The organism is Pseudomonas sp. Con_6 (genome assembly GCF_059379395.1).
Genome location: NZ_CM182011.1, coordinates 2,102,245 through 2,120,651, shown reverse-complemented (window position 1 = coordinate 2,120,651; position 18,407 = coordinate 2,102,245). Strand labels below are relative to the sequence as shown.

The following is an 18,407-nucleotide window of genomic DNA, read 5'->3' as shown; positions in this document are numbered from 1 at the left end:
TCATTGGACACGCCCTGGATAAAAGCGTCGCGACGTTCGCCGTCCGCGGACGACGAACGTCGCGTGTCTAGCGGATCAGGCCGCGCCCTGGCCTTCGGCCAGGAAGAACCAGGTCTCCAGCACGGAGTCGGGGTTCAGCGAAACGCTCTCGATGCCCTGCTCCATCAGCCATTTGGCCAGGTCCGGATGGTCCGAAGGACCCTGGCCGCAGATACCAATGTACTTGCCCGCCTTGTTGCACGCCTGGATGGCGTTGGCCAGCAGCTTCTTCACCGCAGGATTACGCTCGTCGAACAGGTGGGCGATGATCCCCGAGTCACGGTCCAGGCCCAGGGTCAGCTGGGTCAGGTCGTTGGAGCCGATGGAGAAGCCGTCGAAGTACTCCAGGAACTCGTCCGCCAGGATGGCGTTGGACGGCAGTTCACACATCATGATCACGCGCAGGCCATTCACGCCACGGCCCAGGCCGTTCTCGGCCAGCAGGTCGACCACCTGGCTGGCTTCGCCCAGGGTACGCACGAACGGCACCATGATCTCGACGTTGGTCAGGCCCATCTCGTTGCGCACACGCTTCAGCGCGCGGCACTCCAGCTCGAAGCAGTCACGGAACGACTCGCTGATGTAGCGCGACGCACCGCGGAAGCCCAGCATCGGGTTCTCTTCTTCCGGTTCGTACAGCTTGCCGCCGATCAGGTTGGCGTATTCGTTGGACTTGAAGTCCGACAGACGCACGATGACCTTTTTCGGCCAGAACGCAGCGGCCAGGGTGCTGATGCCCTCGACCAGCTTCTCGACATAGAAGTCGACCGGATCGTTGTAGCCGGCGATGCGCTTGTCGACGCTGTCCTTCAGGTCTTGCGGCAGGCCCGCGTAGTTCAGCAGTGCCTTCGGGTGCACGCCGATCATGCGGTTGATGATGAATTCCAGGCGGGCCAGGCCCACGCCGGCGTTCGGCAGCTGGGCGAAGTCGAAGGCGCGGTCCGGGTTGCCGACGTTCATCATGATCTTGAATGGCAGGTCGGGCATGGCGTCGACCGAGTTCTGACGCACGTCGAAGCCCAGTTCGCCTTCGAAGATGAAGCCGGTGTCGCCTTCGGCGCAGGACACGGTGACGCCCTGGCCGTCTTTCAGGACCTGGGTGGCGTTGCCGCAACCCACGACTGCCGGAATACCCAGCTCACGGGCGATGATCGCCGCGTGGCAGGTACGGCCGCCGCGGTTGGTGACGATGGCGCTGGCACGCTTCATCACCGGTTCCCAGTCCGGGTCGGTCATGTCGGAGACCAGCACGTCGCCTGGCTGGACCTTGTCCATTTCCGAAACGTCGTGGATCACGCGGACCTTGCCGGCGCCGATGCGCTGGCCGATGGCGCGGCCTTCGACGAGGACGGTGCCCTTCTCTTTCAGCAGGTAGCGTTCCATCACGTTGGCGCTGGAACGGCTCTTCACGGTCTCGGGACGGGCCTGGACGATATACAGCTGGCCGTCGTCGCCGTCTTTGGCCCATTCGATGTCCATCGGACGCTGGTAGTGCTTCTCGATGATCATCGCCTGCTTGGCCAGCTCGCTGACTTCGGCGTCGGACAGGCAGAAGCGTGCGCGGTCGGCGCGGTCGACATCGACGGTCTTGACCGAACGACCGGCCTTGGCTTCGTCGCCGTAGACCATCTTGATCGCCTTGCTGCCCAGGTTGCGGCGCAGGATGGCCGGGCGGCCGGCTTCGAGGGTGTTCTTGTGGACGTAGAACTCGTCCGGGTTGACCGCGCCTTGTACGACGGTTTCACCCAGGCCGTAGGCACCGGTGATGAAGACCACGTCGCGGAAGCCGGATTCGGTATCGAGGGTGAACATCACGCCCGCCGTTCCGGTTTCCGAACGCACCATGCGCTGCACGCCGGCGGACAGGGCCACCAGCTTGTGGTCGAAGCCCTGGTGCACGCGGTAGGAAATGGCGCGGTCGTTGAAGAGGGAGGCGAAGACTTCCTTGGCAGCGCGGATCACGTTGTCCACGCCGCGGATGTTGAGGAAGGTTTCCTGCTGGCCGGCGAAGGACGCGTCCGGCAGGTCTTCGGCGGTGGCGGAGGAACGCACGGCCACGGCCATGTTCTCGTTGCCGTTGGCCATTTCGGCGAAGGCGGTGCGGATTTCGGCGTCCAGGCGAGCCGGGAATTCGGCTTCCATGACCCACTGGCGGATCTGCGCGCCGGTCTTGGCCAGGGCGTTGACGTCGTCCACGTCCAGGGCGTCGAGGGCCGCGTGGATCTTGTCGTTCAGGCCGCTCTGTTCGAGGAAGTCACGGTACGCCTGAGCCGTAGTGGCAAAGCCGCCGGGGACCGATACGCCGGCGCCCGCGAGGTTACTGATCATCTCGCCCAGGGATGCGTTCTTGCCCCCCACATGCTCCACATCATGGACGCCGAGCTTATCGAGGGAAACTACGTACTCTACCAAGGTGATCTCTCCACTAACTGTATTGGAAAAGCTCAGGACGCCGGCGAATCCCCTATGGGACCGTCCGGGCGCTTGTGGCCTGGACCTGGAAAATAAGTGAGAATGCCGACGATGTCGTTACGATGGCGTTCGGCAAACCGAACCTATCATATCCAAGAATCGTCACCAGCTTAAGGCCCATGGCGCAAATGAAACGATCTGCCTTCTTCATTTCCGACGGTACCGGCATCACGGCGGAGACCCTCGGGCAGAGTCTTCTGGCTCAATTCGAGAACATTCCGTTCAACAAGTTCACCAGGCCGTACATCGACAGCGTGGAGAAAGCGCGGGTGATGGTGCAGCAGATCAATGCTGCGGCGGAGCGGGATGGGGTGCGGCCGATCATCTTCGATACCATCGTGAACCAGGACATTCGGGAGATCCTCGCGACCTCGAACGGGTTCATGATCGACATCTTCTCCACCTTCCTTGCGCCACTGGAGCAGGAGCTTACGGCGCATTCGTCGTATTCCGTGGGGAAATCGCACTCCATCGGTGGGAACTCGAATTACATGGAGCGGATCGAGGCGGTGAACTTTGCGCTCGATAACGATGATGGGGCTCGGACTCACTACTATGACAAGGCCGACTTGATCCTGGTGGGGGTTTCGCGGTGTGGGAAGACGCCGACTTGTCTGTACATGGCTATGCAGTTTGGGATTCGGGCGGCTAACTATCCCCTCACTGAGGACGATATGGAGCGGTTGCAGCTGCCGACGGCGCTGAAAAAGCATCAGAACAAGCTGTTTGGGTTGACGATTGATCCTGACCGACTGACCGCGATTCGGCATGAGCGCAAGCCGAACAGCCGGTACTCCAGCTTCGCCCAGTGCGAGTTTGAGGTGCGGGAGGTGGAGAATCTGTTCCGACGGGAGAATATTCCGCATATCAATTCCACGCATTTTTCGGTGGAGGAGATTTCAGCGAAGATTTTGGTGGAGCGGGGGGTGGAGCGGCGGTTTAAGTAACTGGCTCCGCAAGCGCAGCCTTCCTGCCCTACCCTGCTGGGCTGCGCTTTTCCAATCCGGATGACACCGCCGCCCGCTGTAGATCTCGTAACGACACGCCCCACCCCCGTAGGAGCGTGGCTTGCCCGCGAAGGACCGCGCTAGCGGTCCCAAAACCATCCAGCACGAGCCACAGGCAGATAACGGACCTGACTCGCAGACAGGATTTCTGCGCATCAACTCCAGATATCCAGATACCCATGCAGCGTTAAACCGACCGAAGCAATCGCAACCCTTGCAGCCTGCGATCGCAATAGTGACTTCACTATTACCTTCACCGACAGACCATCGAACCAGCCGCCACCGCAGCCCAATGTGTGTGCGGTTCACCCGCGATTACGCCAGCGCCTCCACCATCATCACCGCGTCGAACCACCGGAAACCCTGCTCCCCCCTACCGAATCAGTAGCACCAAGCCATCACCCACATTGAAACGTGTACCCATTTTCGCCACGATAGGAAATTTCCTACACAGCTCAGCGAAAAAGGTCTGCACTCGTGGCAATCAAAGCGGTATCCAGGGAAGCAATCGTCAGCGCCATGCAGGTTTTTGACGCAGAGTTCAGAGGCCATCAAGAGTGGCAAACGTGGGAACAAAACCAGTCCCACCTCTACGCGATTGATGTGGACGGCACACTGTATCCAGCGAAGAAAATCGTCTCTCTCGCAACAGGAGTTCCGGTCAGTCTGTTTTCAGGCGGTTACCAAACCAACAGCTATCTCGAAAAACGTGACTTCGTGGTAACAGAGCTTCCACGAAATGCAGCTCAGCCAACCCTACAGTTTCAAGTAGGAGCAACCTACGACCGCCAAACCGAGATACACGGCCTTTTTGGCGGCAACCACCGCACCGGAATATCCGTATCTAAAAACTATCCCGCGATTTTCATTTTCTCTGGAGAAACCGGCAAACAGTACGGATACACCGACCAGTGGGATGAGGACAATTCAACGTATCTCTACACCGGCGAAGGCAAGCGCGGGCCTATGACCCTCGACCGTAACAACCTAGCCATCGCTGAACATGCGAAGACTGGGCGTGCGCTCTACCTCTTCAAGTCCTTGGGTAAAAGCAATGGTTACCGGTTCGAAGGAGAGTTTTCTTGCGCGGACACTTTCCGGGAGCTTCAGCTCGATGAGCTGAAGGAAGAACGTTCGGCCATCGTATTCCGATTGGTGCGCGACGGCAGCTCAGAGCAAATCAGCGAAGCTGATATAGAGGAAGAGGCAAACCTCCCGAGTTCGCTGGAAGCTGCCCGACAGGCAGCAATCGCCGCCTGCACACCTGGAACAACCGAACCCGGCCAATCTGCGCCAAGGAAGATTTACCAGCGTAGCCGGAAGGTTGCTCACTACGTACTGATGCGAGCCGACGGGGTCTGCGAATGCTGCTTGAAGCCAGCCCCGTTCTTGAAGAAAGACGGTAAAGCCTATCTGGAACCCCATCACGTAAATCGCCTTTCCGATGGCGGCCTTGATCATCCACGGTACGTCGGAGCGATCTGCCCAAACTGCCACCGGGAAATCCATTCTGGTATAAATGGAGTCTCACTAAACCAACAGCTCAAGGAACGGCTGCAAGCCATCGAGCCAGAGTGAGCTGATCACAAGCGCTGATGCATATTCAGCGGTGTTCCATCCGATCCTCCTCGGCATGAGTCCACCATACAGCCCGGTCCGGGTCGGACTGCGTCCAGCCAGTTGCTGGTGGATGAGATGTCCCGGCCCGTTGTAAATCTCTTCAAACGTACCGTCACGGTTCATCCGAATACCCAGGTAGTAATCGGGTACGTGGTGAACCGGAAACGTAATGCTCATACCGAACGTAGTCTTAATCTGGACATTGCGTCCATCGTCACAGACCGCGTTATGGTGCTTCGTCAGCCCCTCGTTGAGCGCCAGCTAGGCCAAGCCCGCAACCACCTTGCCGATATCACCGACGAGACGGCCACTCAGCGTGAACGGTTTTCCAGGGCATCCCTCCTGCAGCGGGGAGACTAAAGCATGTATGGACGGCGGTTCAGATGACCCCGGCGCCATTGACTCCGAGCCATCAAGTAAACCCAAAAAAGAAAATGGGCCGCTCACACGGCCCAACTCCCCTAATTAACCCTCCGCCCCTCCTCCCCCGCCAACCCACCCAACATCGACTCCACCAACGCCAACCCAATCTCCAGCGAATGATAAGTCGCCCAAGCCAACCCACCCACACCGCGGTCAACCTGCTCACAAACCTGCACATTGGTCTCAAACGCCGACCTCAACGTCATGGAAAGATGCACAAGCGCATCCTCGATATCGACGCCCTCACAAACCGCAAATAACGGCTTATGACTGTCATTACAGGCACTAAAACGGGTATGAACGGTGGTGATCCTCGGCGGATCAGGAACAATCTTCTTCATGACATTCTCCTCGGTCTAACAGGATGTGCCACGAACCGGCTGTCAAACAGGTAGGTGGCAACTGTGCGCGGGTTGACAGACCAGGGACCATGAGGAGAAAAACCTGGCGCGCCCGAAGGCGCCCACACGCACAGCCGCCATAGCGGTTGGCGTCTCCTCGAAAAGCGGTCTTCAGGCCTGTCAAAGCCTGTCATTGCAATGCAACGACCGGTGCAGCCTAGGCAGCGTTTCCAAGGAGCGCAACGAGAACTAACGCGGGGAAGTATGCTTGGGAAATTGCCTACAAGAAAGCCGGACCAAGAGGAAGTTTTGTACCTCCATACGACACTTGAACCCCTTAAATGAAAAGGCCCCGACATCTCTGCCGGGGCCTCTTCATTTCACACAACTACATCAAGAAGGCAAAACCGCCGACTGCCCACTCAACGCCAGATCCACCAACTCCCGGTTAGCCACCGCATACATCGCGTAGTCAGTCCCAGTCGCGGCACGCAGGTCGTCGAGCATCGCCCGCCACCGCTCCACCATCACCCGATGCTGCTCCATCCACAACGCCACCCGCGCATCCATATCCTCCGGCGCATCCGCCATCTGCAATACGGAAATCGTGATCGCCCGCTGCTGCAGATCGATATCGTCGCGGAAGGCCTCACGAGCCAGCGCCTGCCAGTTGTTTTCCACGGTCAGGTTGCTGATCTCCTGCAGGTACCAGGTCAGATCCAGCGCACTACCCACTGCGAAGAACGCCTTGGCCACCTTCGCCGGCTCCTGGCCGGTAACGTCGGAGGCTTCGATGATCGGCAGCAGGGTGTACAGGTGCGTAGTACCGGCCACCATCCGCGCCAGCAGCTCCGGCACACCCGCTTCGACGAAGCTCTGGTAGCGGGTCTGCCACCGCTCACGGGTCGGGCCTTCCAGCAGTTCGTCGAGCTTCAGGCCCAGCGCAGCGATCTGTGGGCCGAAGTGGGCGACGTCACGGCCAGCGTCCTGCTCGTTACGACGGCTACGCAGGAACCAGCGCGTAGCACGACGGCCCAGGCGCATCAGTTCGTCCATCAGGGTGAGCTGCACTTCCGCAGGCACCTGGTAATCCAGCGCCTCGATCTGACGGAACCAGTGCGGCAGGTGGAAGATGTCCCGCACGATCACATAGGCCCCGGCCACGTTCGCCGGGCTCATGCCCGTGGACTCCTTGAGCCGCTGGACGAAGGTGATGCCCATGTTGTTGACCAGGTCGTTGGCGATCTGGGTGCTGACGATCTCGCGCTTCAGACGGTGACGGCGCATGGCGTCGGCGAACTTGTGCACCAGCGACGGCGGGAACGCGGTCTCCATGTCGCGGGTGAGGTAGTCGTCGTCCGGCACCAGCGACTTGAGCAGCGCTTCCTTGAGGTCGATCTTGCTGTAGGAGATCAGCACCGACAGTTCCGCACGGCTGAGGCCCTGGTTGGCGGCGATGCGTTCGGCCAGTTGCTCTTCCGACGGCAGGAATTCGATCGCGCGATCGAGCTTGCCGCGGCTTTCGAGGTCGGCCATGAGGCGTTTGTATTCGGCAATGCGTTCCTTGGCGCGACGTGCGGCCAGGGACAGGGCCTGGGTTTGCTTGTAGTTGTTGCCGAGCACCAGCGTGGCGACTTCGTCGGTCATGCTGCCGAGCAGCTGGTTGCGCTGCTTCTCGGTCATGTCGCCGGCCTGCACAACCTCGTTGAGCAGGATCTTGATGTTGACCTCGTGGTCGGAGCAGTCCACGCCACCGGCGTTGTCGATGAAGTCGGTGTTGGTGGCGCCGCCATTGAGACCGAATTCGACACGGCCGAGCTGGGTCATGCCCAGGTTGCCGCCCTCGCCCACCACCTTGCAGCGCAGTTCGTCACCGTTGACCCGCAGGGCGTCGTTGGCCTTGTCGCCGACGTCGGCGTGGCTTTCTTCGCTGGACTTGACGTAGGTGCCGATACCGCCGTTCCACAGCAGGTCCACCGGGGCCTTGAGCAGGGCGTTGAGCAGTTCGGTCGGGGTCAGCTTGTCCGCTTCGATGGCGAAGCGTTCCTTCATCTGCGGGGTGATGGTGATGCTCTTCGCGCTGCGCGGGAAGATGCCGCCACCCTCGGACATGATGCTGGTGTCGTAGTCGCTCCAGGCCGAACGCGGCAGGTCGAACAGGCGCTTGCGCTCGGCGAAGCTGCTGGCGGCATCCGGGTTCGGGTCGATGAAGATGTGCAGGTGGTTGAAGGCCGCGACCAGTTGCAGGGTCTCGGACATCAGCAAACCGTTGCCGAACACGTCACCGGCCATATCACCGATGCCGACCACGGTGATGTTGTCCTTCTGCACGTTGATGCCGCGCTCGCGGAAGTGCCGCTGCACGCCAACCCAGGCGCCACGGGCAGTAATGCCCATCTTCTTGTGGTCGTAGCCGGCGGAACCGCCGGAGGCGAAGGCGTCGCCGAGCCAGAAGCCGTAGTCGATGGCGATGCCGTTGGCGATGTCGGAGAAGGTGGCGGTGCCTTTGTCCGCCGCGACCACCAGGTACGGGTCGTCTTCGTCGTGACGGACCACGTTGGCCGGTGGCACGACGCCGCCGTCCTTGAGGTTGTCGGTGATGTCGAGCAGGCCGGAGATGAAGATGCGGTAGCAGGCGATGCCTTCGGCGGCGATATCGTCACGGCTGCCGCCCAGCGGCAGGCGACGGGGCAGGAAGCCGCCCTTGGCGCCCACCGGCACGATGACCGAGTTCTTCACCTGCTGGGCTTTTACCAGGCCCAGGACTTCGGTGCGGAAGTCTTCCTCGCGGTCCGACCAGCGCAGGCCGCCGCGGGCGACGTTGCCGAAGCGCAGGTGCACGCCTTCGACCCGTGGCGAGTAGACGAAGATCTCGAAGCGCGGTACCGGCTTGGGCAGTTCGGGGATCAGCTTGGGATTGAACTTGAAGCTGAAGTAGGACTTGTTGTGGCCCTTGGCGTCCGGCTGGTAGAAGTTGGTGCGCAGGGTGGCCTTGATCAGGTCCAGGTAGCGCCGCAGGATGCGGTCTTCGTTGAGCACCTGGACGTCGTCCAGCGCCGTGAGGATCGCCTGTTCCAGACGCTGTTGCTTGTCTTCGAGGTCTTCGCTGGTGAGCTTGCGCGCCAGGTAGAAGCGGGTCTTGAACAGCCGGGTCAGCTCGCGGGCGATGTCGGTGTGGTTGTTCAGGGTGCTGGCGATGTAGCCGAGGTCGAAGCCCAGGCGGATCTGCTTCAGGTAGCGGGCGTAGGCACGCAGCAGGGCAACGTCGCGCCATGGCAGGCCGGCGGTCAGCACCAGGCGGTTGAAGGCGTCGTTCTCGGCGTCGCCGTTGACGATGTGGACGAAGGCGTCCTGCAGGGTGTCGTTGAGCTGCTGGATATCCAGGCTCAGGCCTTCGCTGTAGGTGAAGGCGAAGTCATGGATCCAGAACTCGCGGCCATTGCTGTGGCGCAGGCGGTACGGGAACTCGCCGAGCACGCGCAGGCCGAGGTTTTCCAGGATCGGCAAGACGTCGGACAGGGCCAGAGGGGTATCGGCGTGGTACAGCTTGCAGTGCAGGATCTGTTTGCCGGTCTGGGTCAGCGGCTGGTAGAAGCTCATCACCAGCGGCTTCTTGTCCGACAGGTTGAGCAGGTGCTGCATGTCCACCACCGCCGAGTGCGCGGCGAAGCGCTCGCGGTAGCCGGCCGGGAAGCCTTTCGGGAAGTCGGCCAGGACGTTGGTGCCCTGGGCTTCGCCGAAGCTTTCGACGGTAAGGCTGGCGTAGTCGTCCTGCCACGAGCGGCAGGCCTGGATCACTTCGTTTTCCAGCTGCCTGGCGTCGATGTCGATGCGGTTCTTCGGATCGACCCGCAGGATCAGTTGTACGCGCGCCAGCACGGATTCGGAGAAGAAGGTCCAGAACTCGCAGTCGCTGGCCTTCAGGCGCTCCATCAGCACTTGCTGGATCTTCTGCCGCACTTCGGTGGAATAGATGTCACGCGGCACGTAGGCCAGGCAGTAGCAGAAGCGGCCGTACGGGTCCTTGCGCAGGAACACGCGGATCTTGTTGCGTTCCTGGATCTGCACGATGGACATGACGGTGCTGAACAGCTCGTCCACCGGGGTCTGGAACAGGTCGTCGCGGGGCAGCACTTCGAGGACCTGGGCCAGTTCCTTGCCCAGGTGGGCCTTGGCATCGAAGCCGGAACGGCGCTCGACTTCGGCGACCTTGTCGCGAATGTACGGGATCTGGCGCACGCTTTCGCCGTACACCGCCGAGGTGTACAGACCCATGAAGCGGCATTCCTTGATGACCTTGCCGTCGGCGTCCAGCTGGCGGATCGACACGTAGTCCGGGTAGGCCGGACGGTGCACGCGGCTCGGGTGGGCGGCCTTGGCGAAGGACAGCAACAGCGGTTCGTTGAGGTAAGCGACGGCGTAGTCTTCGATGCGCAGGTCTTCGGCGGTGAGGCCGGCGCGCAGCAGGCGGGTCAGGCCGAGGAAGGAGTTTTCGTCATAGACCAGATGCCCGCCCTGGGCATCGCTGTTGACCACGAACTCTTCATAGCCGAGGAAGGTGAAGTGGTTGCCCACCAGCCATTCAAGGAAGCTCTTGACCTCGGCCTTCTCGCCTTCGACGGCGGCGTAGGGGGTTTGCTCGACCAGCGCCAGCAGCTCGCGGACCTTGGCCTTCATCGGCTCGAAGTCGGCCACGGCGACGCGCACTTCGGCCAGCACCTGGGTCAGTTCGTGGGTCAGCACGCCGAGTTCGGCGTTGTTGGCGCAACGGTCGATCTCCAGGTACATCAGCGATTCCTGGAGGACGCCTTCGCCCTGGGTGCCCTTGGGCAGGATTTCCAGCAGTTCGCCATTGGCCCCGCGACGCACGCTGAGCACGGTGGTCTGCAGGGTGTGGATGCTGTAGCCGCGGCGGTTCAGCTCGGTGCGGACCGAGTCCACCAGGAATGGCAGGTCATGGTGCAGGACTTCCACGGCAGTGTGGGTCGACTGCCAGCCATGACGCTCGTAATCGGGGTTGTAGACGTTGACCCGGGGCTGGTCGTGGTTGAAGCGCTCGATGATGCGCCAGGCAGAGAGGGTGCAACCGACCAGGTCGGACAGGCGCCGCTGGGTAAGTTCGTCAAGAGAGATGATGCCGAAGAACTGCTCGGCGAACAGCGCCACTTGTGGCAGTGCCTGTTCGCTGATGTGCTGCCCCAGGGCCGCTTTCAGTTGATGCTGGAAGTCGGCTTTGCTGGCTGCGGTGAAAAACGCCATCTGTGGTACTCCGCTTGGGCTTTGTTTTTTGGATGAAGCGTCGCGCGTGTCCGCTTTATCCCGCATCAACCATAGTCAATGTCGGGCAAGGCGGCGGGGAAATGCTTAAAGAGCGGCGGGCTGACCGAACGGTCACACCGGGATGGACCTCTGCAAAGACCACTGGCGCGGGGCGACTGCGTCTTTACGGATGTCCATCGACAGCGCAGCTTAACGACTGCCCGCCCGCCCCTGCTTGCAGCGCTGCGACATATTCGGACAACGAGGTGCAGCCGGAGATTTCATCCCGCAGGCAAACGCTGGCACACTGGCGTTTCAATTCCTTGTATCGGGCTTCGCCATGCAACTCACTTCCGCGCTGATCTTCGCCAACCCGGCCGACGACGAAGAAGACAACCTCGCCACCCTGGGCAGCAACAGCAGCAATGGCGAGCTGTTCATCATGAGCCGCTACCCCGAGGAGACCGAGATCGACCTGATGCTGGACGAGGAAGGCGACACCCTGCGGGATATCAAGGTGACGCTGAGTGCTACCCATCTGCGGATCGAGACGGCGCCGGGTGCTACCGACCTGTTTGGTGGCGATGATGTGCTGGAGATCAGCCTGGAGAATGCGCTGGGTGACCTGGATGAAGTGGAGCAGGCGTTGAAAGTGATTCTCAAGGATATCGGGACTTTCGTCAGCGAGCGCTGAGCATTCTATCGATGAGCGCGGCGGATGACTGGTAGCGCCAGGAGGGCCTGCGCCCCAAGCCCTTCGTCATGCTCGCCAGGCGGTGCTGGAAACAGCGCATGAAGACGAACCGCCTCCTCCGGTGGAGGCGGTTCGATCGGGCTCGGTAACGGCTTCGGTTCGGGCGCCTCGGCCTGGATGTCGATGTTGACCTGGGCGACCGCGACCCGCCCGGCCCTCGCTTCGCCCGCCCGGTTCATCGATAACGGCTGCATGCTGACGTTGGTCGCGCTCATGCCGAATTCCTCTAGTAGATGCCGGGTAAATATCCCTAGCGGCGTATTGGCCAGGAACTGCTCTTTCATGGCTTCCGAGCCACTCGGCAAGTCTTCTAAAGCGGACAAGGTTGGCACATTGACCACGTTTTCCCGCACCATCCGCGACGGTAGCCGCCCGTCCAGCTCGTAGGCCCCGGAGGCCAGGGCGAATTGATGGGCCACCACGTCGCTGGCGAAGAACAGGTCGGTCGCCGTTCGCTTGAAGTTGTGGATAAAGGTCCATTCCTCGCCGAACGAATTGACGAACTCGTTCTTGTTGCCATCCGGCCCGAACCAGTGCGACCCCACCATCCCATCACCCAGCAACTTGTGCTTGAACTGCTCGGCGACGAACTTGCGACGAACCTCACGAGCCTCGATGGCGCCTTCATCATGTCGACTGACCACCCCGCCCTTGTAGGTGGGTGACAGGCCGGACTCGTCCTTCAGCGTCAGCGGATTGTTGCGCGCCATGCGGTAGCGGTTCAGCCCATCCACATCCCCGGCCGGGTCCGGACTGATCCAGCGTGCCAGCCACGGCGCGTAGTAGCGCTGGCCATAGTCGTAGAGCCCGCTGCCATCGCGCTCGCGCCCCGAGTAGCGGTGGGTCTTGTAGTCCGCCTCGAGCGCCGAGCGCCCCGCCCACCAGGCCGTACCACCGAAGGGGTAATAGCCTTCGTGGCTGATGATCCGCGCCTCGCCATCCAGTTCCAGGCCGCTGCTGTCATGCAGGTCGCGCAGGCAATAGCGCCATTGCGGCCCCTCGATGCCGTCCGGCTGCCCTTCGACCCAGTACAGGCAGCGACAATCCGGGGTCGTCACCACGACGAACGCCTCGCCCTGCCGGGTGTGCAGCTCGAGCCCCGGCAGATACCGGGTTTCACTGTGCTGCAGGCGCCCGGCCACACGCCGCGACACCACCTTGCGCAGGCGCTGGCCATCACCACCATAGCGATAGTGCTCATCGTCATCGCCCGCCTGCGTCCGTGCCACCTGGCGGGTCCCGTGCAACTGGTCGCGGGCGTTCCATTGCAATGGCTGGCCGGGGGCCAATTCGCGCAGGTTGCCGTTGGCATCGAACCCTTGCGCCGGATCACCCGGTGCCAGCAGCGCGCGGTTGCTGTCAGCGGCCACGTGCAGGGTTCGCGTCCAGCAGGCCTGGCCGCTGTGGCGCAGCGACAGCAGGTTGCCGCTGGCATCGTAGTCATAGTGCTCGCGGTAGTTGAGCAGGCGGCTGGTATCGCCGGGATCGGGCGTCAGCTCCGGCAGGCCGGGCCCGGCCAATACCCCGGCAGCCTCACGCCCGCTGGCTTCGACCAACTGGCTGAGCGAGTCATAGCGGAAGGTGCTGACCGGGTCGACCCGCTGGTTGGCGAAGTGAACCACCGCCTGGCTGCGGTCTTCGATCTTCAGCACATTGCCCAGCGGGTCGTAGTGATAGTGCAGGTCCTGCAGCAGGGAACGACCCGGGCGACTGGCGCTGAAGCGCTGCAGGCGACCATTGGCGGGATCGAACTGCGCCTGGCTGACCACACCGTTGCCGGCGGTCTGCGTCGCTACTTGCCCCTGAGCGTCATAGCGCAGGCCGCTGACGATCGGCTGCTGCGTACCGTTCGCCAGGCAGAGGGTCAGGCTGGACAGCTTGCCGTTCAAGGCGTGCCGGAACACCTGGCGATTGCCCCGGGCATCGATGCTTTCCAGGCGTTGCCCGGCAAGTGGGCCGTAAACGAAGGTCGTGTCCGCGCCTGCACCGGGCTCCAGCAGGGCATCCCGCGCAGTGGCGTCCTCTGGCCAGTCCGGCAGGTCCAGCGTGGCGAGAAAACGCCGGGTTTCACTCCGCTCCTCGCCGTTGAGGCTGTAGCCCGTCACGCGCCGGCTACCGGCCTCGTCATCGTGGCGGCACAGACGGCCGCGACCATTGGCACCCGCTTCGACGGCATAGGTGAACCGCTCCGCGACCCGCGGGGTGCCTTGCGCAGCCTGCTCGCGGATCCATAGCGGACGGACACAGGTGTCAAAGGCCGTCTGCCAGTGACTGCCCCGGGTATCCCAGCGCTCGCAGGTCTGGCCAGCATCACCCAGCAGCACAAGCTGCCATCCGGAATCGGTGCTTTCGTCCAGCAAGACCCTGCCCGTCAGGCTCGACAGCTGTCGCTGGCTGGCCTGGGCACCCTGCCCGATATGTTCGAACAGCCTTGCATCCCACTGCACGTGATGCCGCGCGGCCGGATCGTGGCGGCTGAGGGTTATCCGCCGTTCAGCGCCTGGCCCTGGCTCTGCACGGTGGTAATCGACCTCGCGCAGGGCGAGCCTGCGACTGTCGAACGCCTTGAGTCGCGGGGTGTGGGTGTGGACTGATCCGTTCAAATGGACAATCCACTACAACGAGGTTTCGTATTTCTTCATATGACGTATCACCAGTTCGTCACTTACGGGAAAACTGATCCATTCATCTTTTTCCGCCAGAGCATCCAGCACCTGCCCGTCAGGCACATTGAGGGTGTCCGCGACGCTCGCCCCTGAGCTGGCCAACGGCTCGATGCCCTCAGCAACCGACGGCGTAGACGAGGCGATATGAACGGTTAAGTACATCCGTTTTTTGATGATTCCAGGAACAAGATCCATGGTCACCGTGCTGGCTTCGAGCTTCATGCTTTCCATCAGGTACCGGGTGGTCTTTCCGTTGACTGTTTCGAAAAATGCCCGCGTCATCTCCGCAGAGCCACTTTCTAATCCGACAAGTGCATCCCACGCTGCATTATTGGAGACATTTTGACGCATGATGAATGCAGGCCGGGGTACCTTTTCCAGGCTGCCATACACAAGTTCAAGCTGACGGAGTGCCACGTCACTGGCGAAGAACCCATGCGTTTCGGTTTTCTTGAAGTTGTGTTCCATCAGCCAACCGTCAGGGTCATAGGTATTGACGAACACGCTTTCATTGAATTCATGGTCGACATATCTGGAGCGAACCATGTTGCCCTCGACCTCATGGCTGAAATGATCGATCACGAATTTCCGGCGTACTTCTGCCGAGGGAATGGCCTGCTTCCGTTCACCCACCAACCCCTGCCGATCCCTCGACGTCACCGGATTGTTCCCCACCATCACAAACCGGTTCAGCCCATCCACATCCTCCGCCGGATCCGGACTGATCCAGCGCATCAACCACGGCGCGTAATACCGCAACCCATAGTCGTACAACCCCGTGACATCCCGCTCCTTGCCCGCATACCGGCGCACCTTGTACCCCGCCTCCAGCGCCGAGCGCCCCGCCCACCAGGCCGTGCCACCGAAGGGGTAATAGCCTTCGTGGCTGATGGTCCGACCCTCGCCATCCAGTTCGAGCGCGCTGCTGTCCATCACATCCGCGAGGCTGTAGCGCACCTGCGGTGCCTCGACCTCCTCGGGCTGCCCTGTGGTCCAGACCAGACAGCGCACGGCACAAAGTCCAACCTGGGCAGTAATCACCGCCAGTTCCTCACCCTCACGGCTGCGCAACTCCATCCCCGGCAGATAGCGCACTTCGGCCTGACGCATGCGCCCCGCCACATTGCGCGTCACCACCTTGCGCAGCCGCAGGCCATCGGCGCCGTAGCGATAGTGCTCTTCGTCATCCGCAGCGCTGTCCCGGGCCACCTGTCGGGTCGCGTGCAACTGGTTCAGTGCATTCCAGCGCAGCGGCTGGCCGGGTAGCAGATCCAACTGGTTGCCATTGGCGTCGAAGCCGCTGCGCGGGTCCTCAGGCGCGACATCGTCCTCCCAGGGCAAGGCATGATTGCTGTCCACCGCCACTGCCATGCGCCGGGTATAGCCCTGCTGGCCGAGGTGTTCGAGGCTGAGCAGGTTGCCGCTGGCGTCGTAGGCGTAGTGCTGGCGGTAGTTGAGCAGGCGGCTGGTGTCGCCGGGGGACGGCGCGAGGTCCGGCAGGCCGGGGCCGATCAGCGCCCCGGCGGCTTCGCGGCCCGTGGCTTCGATAAGTCGGGACAGGGAGTCGTAGGTAAAGGTACTGACGCCATCGACCCGCTGGTTGGCGAAATGGCTTGGCAACTGGGTCAGGTCCTCGATGCGCAGGACATTGCCGACCCGGTCGTAGCTGTACTGCAGGTCCAGCAGCGCAGATTCGCCCGGGCGCCGCGCCTTCAGTTGGCGCAGGCGCCCGTCGGCAGGATCGTACCCGGCGATGCTGGCCACGCCATTGCCCAATGTCTGCGTCTCGATCCGCCCGAACGCGTCGTAACGGGCATCGCTCAGCAAGGGCTGTGACGCGCGGCCGGGCAGCTCCAGCGTCAAGGTCGCCAACTGGCCCGCCAGGTCGAAGGTGAACCGCTGACAGTGGCCCAGCGCATCGACCTGTGCCAGCACGTCCTCCAAGGGACCATGACTGACGGCACTGGCCGCCCCCGCACCCGACTCCAGCAGGGCATCGCGCTCGGCCAGGGATTCGGGCCAGTCCGGCAGATCGAGGGCGCGCAGGAAATGCCGGACCTGCGCACTGGCCTGGCCGACCAGGCTGTAAGCCATGAACAGACGGCTACCGGCATTGTCATCATGACGCACCAACCGCCCACGCCGATTACTCCCGGCCTCGCCATAGGCGAAGCGCTCGCAGACCCGCACCGGCTCGCCGCCCACCCGCTCACTCACGACCAGCGGCCGCAACCGCTCGTCATACCCAGACAGCCAGTGACTGCCCCGGGTGTCCCAGCGCTCCACGGCCTGCCCGGCGTCTCCCGGCAAGATCAGGGACCATCCGGCATCGGGGCTTTCGCTGAGCAGGAGCGTGCCGGACAGGCTCTCCACCTGCCGCTGGCTTGACCCAAGACGCTCGGACTGGCGCGCATCCCACTGCCGCCGCTGCCTGGCGCTGGCATCGAAACGACTGAGGGTGACCTGCCGCTCGGCACCCTGCCCGGCCTGGGCCCGGTGATAGTCGACCTCGCGCACCGGCAGTCCGCGCCCTTCGAGCGCCTGCAAATGCGGCGTATGGACATGCACCGAACCGCTCATGGAATAGGCTCCGCCGGCTGATTACCACGGTTGTACCGCGCCCGCCGACAACGGCCAACTGGCAGAAATGTCAGGTAGGCCCGTGCGTAGACACCCACATCTCGAGGCAACGCAGTTGTGTAGGAGCTGGCTTGCCTGCGCCTACAGGGCATCGCACAACGCCATGTCCTGAAGAATTTCCCCCGCCACCGTTAGTCGGCGACCCCCCGGATGGATTAAAGTATCCGCCTCTGCCCGGCCGCTGCACCCCAGCCCCGGGCTTCATCCCAGGAACCGTCGACGATGGAACACCGTGAAGCGCTGATCGCGCTGCGCACCTTTCTTTCAACCCAGATCCTTGGCCAGGAAAAACTGGTCGAGCGCCTGCTGATCGTCCTCCTGGCCGACGGCCACATGCTGGTCGAAGGCGCCCCCGGCCTGGCCAAGACCAAGGCCATCAAGGAACTGGCCGACGGTATCGAAGCGCAGTTCCACCGCATCCAGTTCACCCCCGACCTGCTCCCGGCCGATATCACCGGCACCGAGATCTATCGCCCGGAAACCGGCAGCTTCGTCTTCCAGCAAGGCCCGATCTTCCACAACCTGGTGCTGGCGGACGAAATCAACCGCGCCCCGGCCAAGGTCCAGTCGGCCCTGCTGGAGGCCATGGCCGAGCGTCAGGTCAGCGTCGGCCGCAGTACCTACGAGCTGTCGCCGCTGTTCCTGGTGATGGCCACGCAGAACCCCATCGAGCAGGAAGGCACCTACCCGCTGCCGGAAGCCCAGCTCGACCGCTTCCTCATGCACGTGAAGATCGGCTTCCCCGATGCCGCCGTGGAGCGGCGCATCCTGTCCCAGGCCCGTGGCGAGGCGCTGAATGGCGAAACCAAGCCGGAACGCCGGGTCAGCCAGCAGGCGATCTTCGCCGCGCGCAAGGAAATCCTCGGTCTGTACATGGCCGACGCGGTAGAGGAATACCTGGTGCAACTGGTCATGGCCACCCGCAACGGCGCCAAGTACGACGCCGAGCTGGGCGACTGGATCGCCTACGGCGCCAGCCCCCGCGGCTCCATCGCCCTGGACCGCTGCGCCCGCGCCCATGCCTGGCTGGCCGGGCGCGACTTCGTCAGCCCCGAGGACATCCAGGCGGTGCTGTTCGACGTGCTGCGCCACCGCATCATCCTGTCGTTCGAGGCGGAAGCCGCCGGTATCGACCAGGACCGGGTGATCCAGCGCATCCTCGACGTCGTCGCCGTCGCCTGAACCC

Annotated in this window: 10 protein-coding genes; 4 read left to right on the top strand and 6 right to left on the bottom strand. The window is 62.5% G+C overall.

The window, feature by feature from the left end; all coding sequences use genetic code 11:
• Window positions 1-75: 75 nt before the first annotated feature.
• Entirely contained in the window at window positions 76-2,451 is a 2,376-nt protein-coding gene (gene ppsA, locus AC5QPF_RS09545) for a phosphoenolpyruvate synthase (protein WP_494962978.1), read from the bottom strand.
• 188 nt (window positions 2,452-2,639) lie between these two features.
• Here ppsA and ppsR point away from each other — a divergent pair, with 188 nt between their 5' ends.
• Window positions 2,640-3,458, top strand: coding sequence for a posphoenolpyruvate synthetase regulatory kinase/phosphorylase PpsR (gene ppsR / locus AC5QPF_RS09540; RefSeq protein ID WP_494962977.1), 819 nt, complete (start codon window positions 2,640-2,642; stop codon window positions 3,456-3,458).
• A gap of 537 nt (window positions 3,459-3,995) precedes the next feature.
• The gene (locus AC5QPF_RS09535) at window positions 3,996-5,096 is read left to right on the top strand and encodes an SRA domain-containing endonuclease (protein ID WP_494962976.1); all 1,101 of its coding nucleotides are present in this window, start codon (window positions 3,996-3,998) and stop codon (window positions 5,094-5,096) included.
• Here AC5QPF_RS09535 and AC5QPF_RS09530 read toward each other — a convergent pair.
• The 3 genes from AC5QPF_RS09530 to AC5QPF_RS09520 all read right to left on the bottom strand — a co-directional run bounded on the left by AC5QPF_RS09530 (window position 5,049) and on the right by AC5QPF_RS09520 (window position 11,161).
• Entirely contained in the window at window positions 5,049-5,381 is a 333-nt protein-coding gene (locus AC5QPF_RS09530; protein WP_494964148.1) for a DUF6998 domain-containing protein, read from the bottom strand. The genes AC5QPF_RS09535 and AC5QPF_RS09530 overlap by 48 nt on opposite strands.
• A gap of 218 nt (window positions 5,382-5,599) precedes the next feature.
• Window positions 5,600-5,902 carry a DUF3077 domain-containing protein gene (locus AC5QPF_RS09525; protein ID WP_494962975.1) on the bottom strand — a complete coding sequence of 101 codons (303 nt, stop codon included), beginning with the start codon at window positions 5,900-5,902 and terminating at the stop codon, window positions 5,600-5,602.
• Between the two features lie 393 nt (window positions 5,903-6,295).
• Window positions 6,296-11,161, bottom strand: coding sequence for an NAD-glutamate dehydrogenase domain-containing protein (locus AC5QPF_RS09520; protein WP_494962974.1), 4,866 nt, complete (start codon window positions 11,159-11,161; stop codon window positions 6,296-6,298).
• Window positions 11,162-11,501: 340 nt separating this feature from the next.
• On the opposite strand from AC5QPF_RS09520, the gene AC5QPF_RS09515 reads away from it, so the two are divergent.
• Window positions 11,502-11,855, top strand: coding sequence for a hypothetical protein (locus AC5QPF_RS09515; protein ID WP_494962973.1), 354 nt, complete (start codon window positions 11,502-11,504; stop codon window positions 11,853-11,855).
• A gap of 5 nt (window positions 11,856-11,860) precedes the next feature.
• Here AC5QPF_RS09515 and AC5QPF_RS09510 read toward each other — a convergent pair whose 3' ends face one another.
• Both AC5QPF_RS09510 and AC5QPF_RS09505 read right to left on the bottom strand, forming a co-directional pair.
• Window positions 11,861-14,518 carry an RHS repeat-associated core domain-containing protein gene (locus tag AC5QPF_RS09510; protein ID WP_494962972.1) on the bottom strand — a complete coding sequence of 886 codons (2,658 nt, stop codon included), beginning with the start codon at window positions 14,516-14,518 and terminating at the stop codon, window positions 11,861-11,863.
• A 12-nt stretch (window positions 14,519-14,530) separates the two neighbouring features.
• Window positions 14,531-17,161: an RHS repeat-associated core domain-containing protein gene (locus tag AC5QPF_RS09505; RefSeq protein ID WP_494962971.1), complete on the bottom strand. Its 2,631-nt coding sequence runs from the start codon at window positions 17,159-17,161 to the stop codon at window positions 14,531-14,533.
• A gap of 282 nt (window positions 17,162-17,443) precedes the next feature.
• On the opposite strand from AC5QPF_RS09505, the gene AC5QPF_RS09500 reads away from it, so the two are divergent.
• The gene (locus tag AC5QPF_RS09500) at window positions 17,444-18,403 is read left to right on the top strand and encodes an AAA family ATPase (RefSeq protein WP_064303528.1); all 960 of its coding nucleotides are present in this window, start codon (window positions 17,444-17,446) and stop codon (window positions 18,401-18,403) included.
• Window positions 18,404-18,407: the final 4 nt, after the last annotated feature.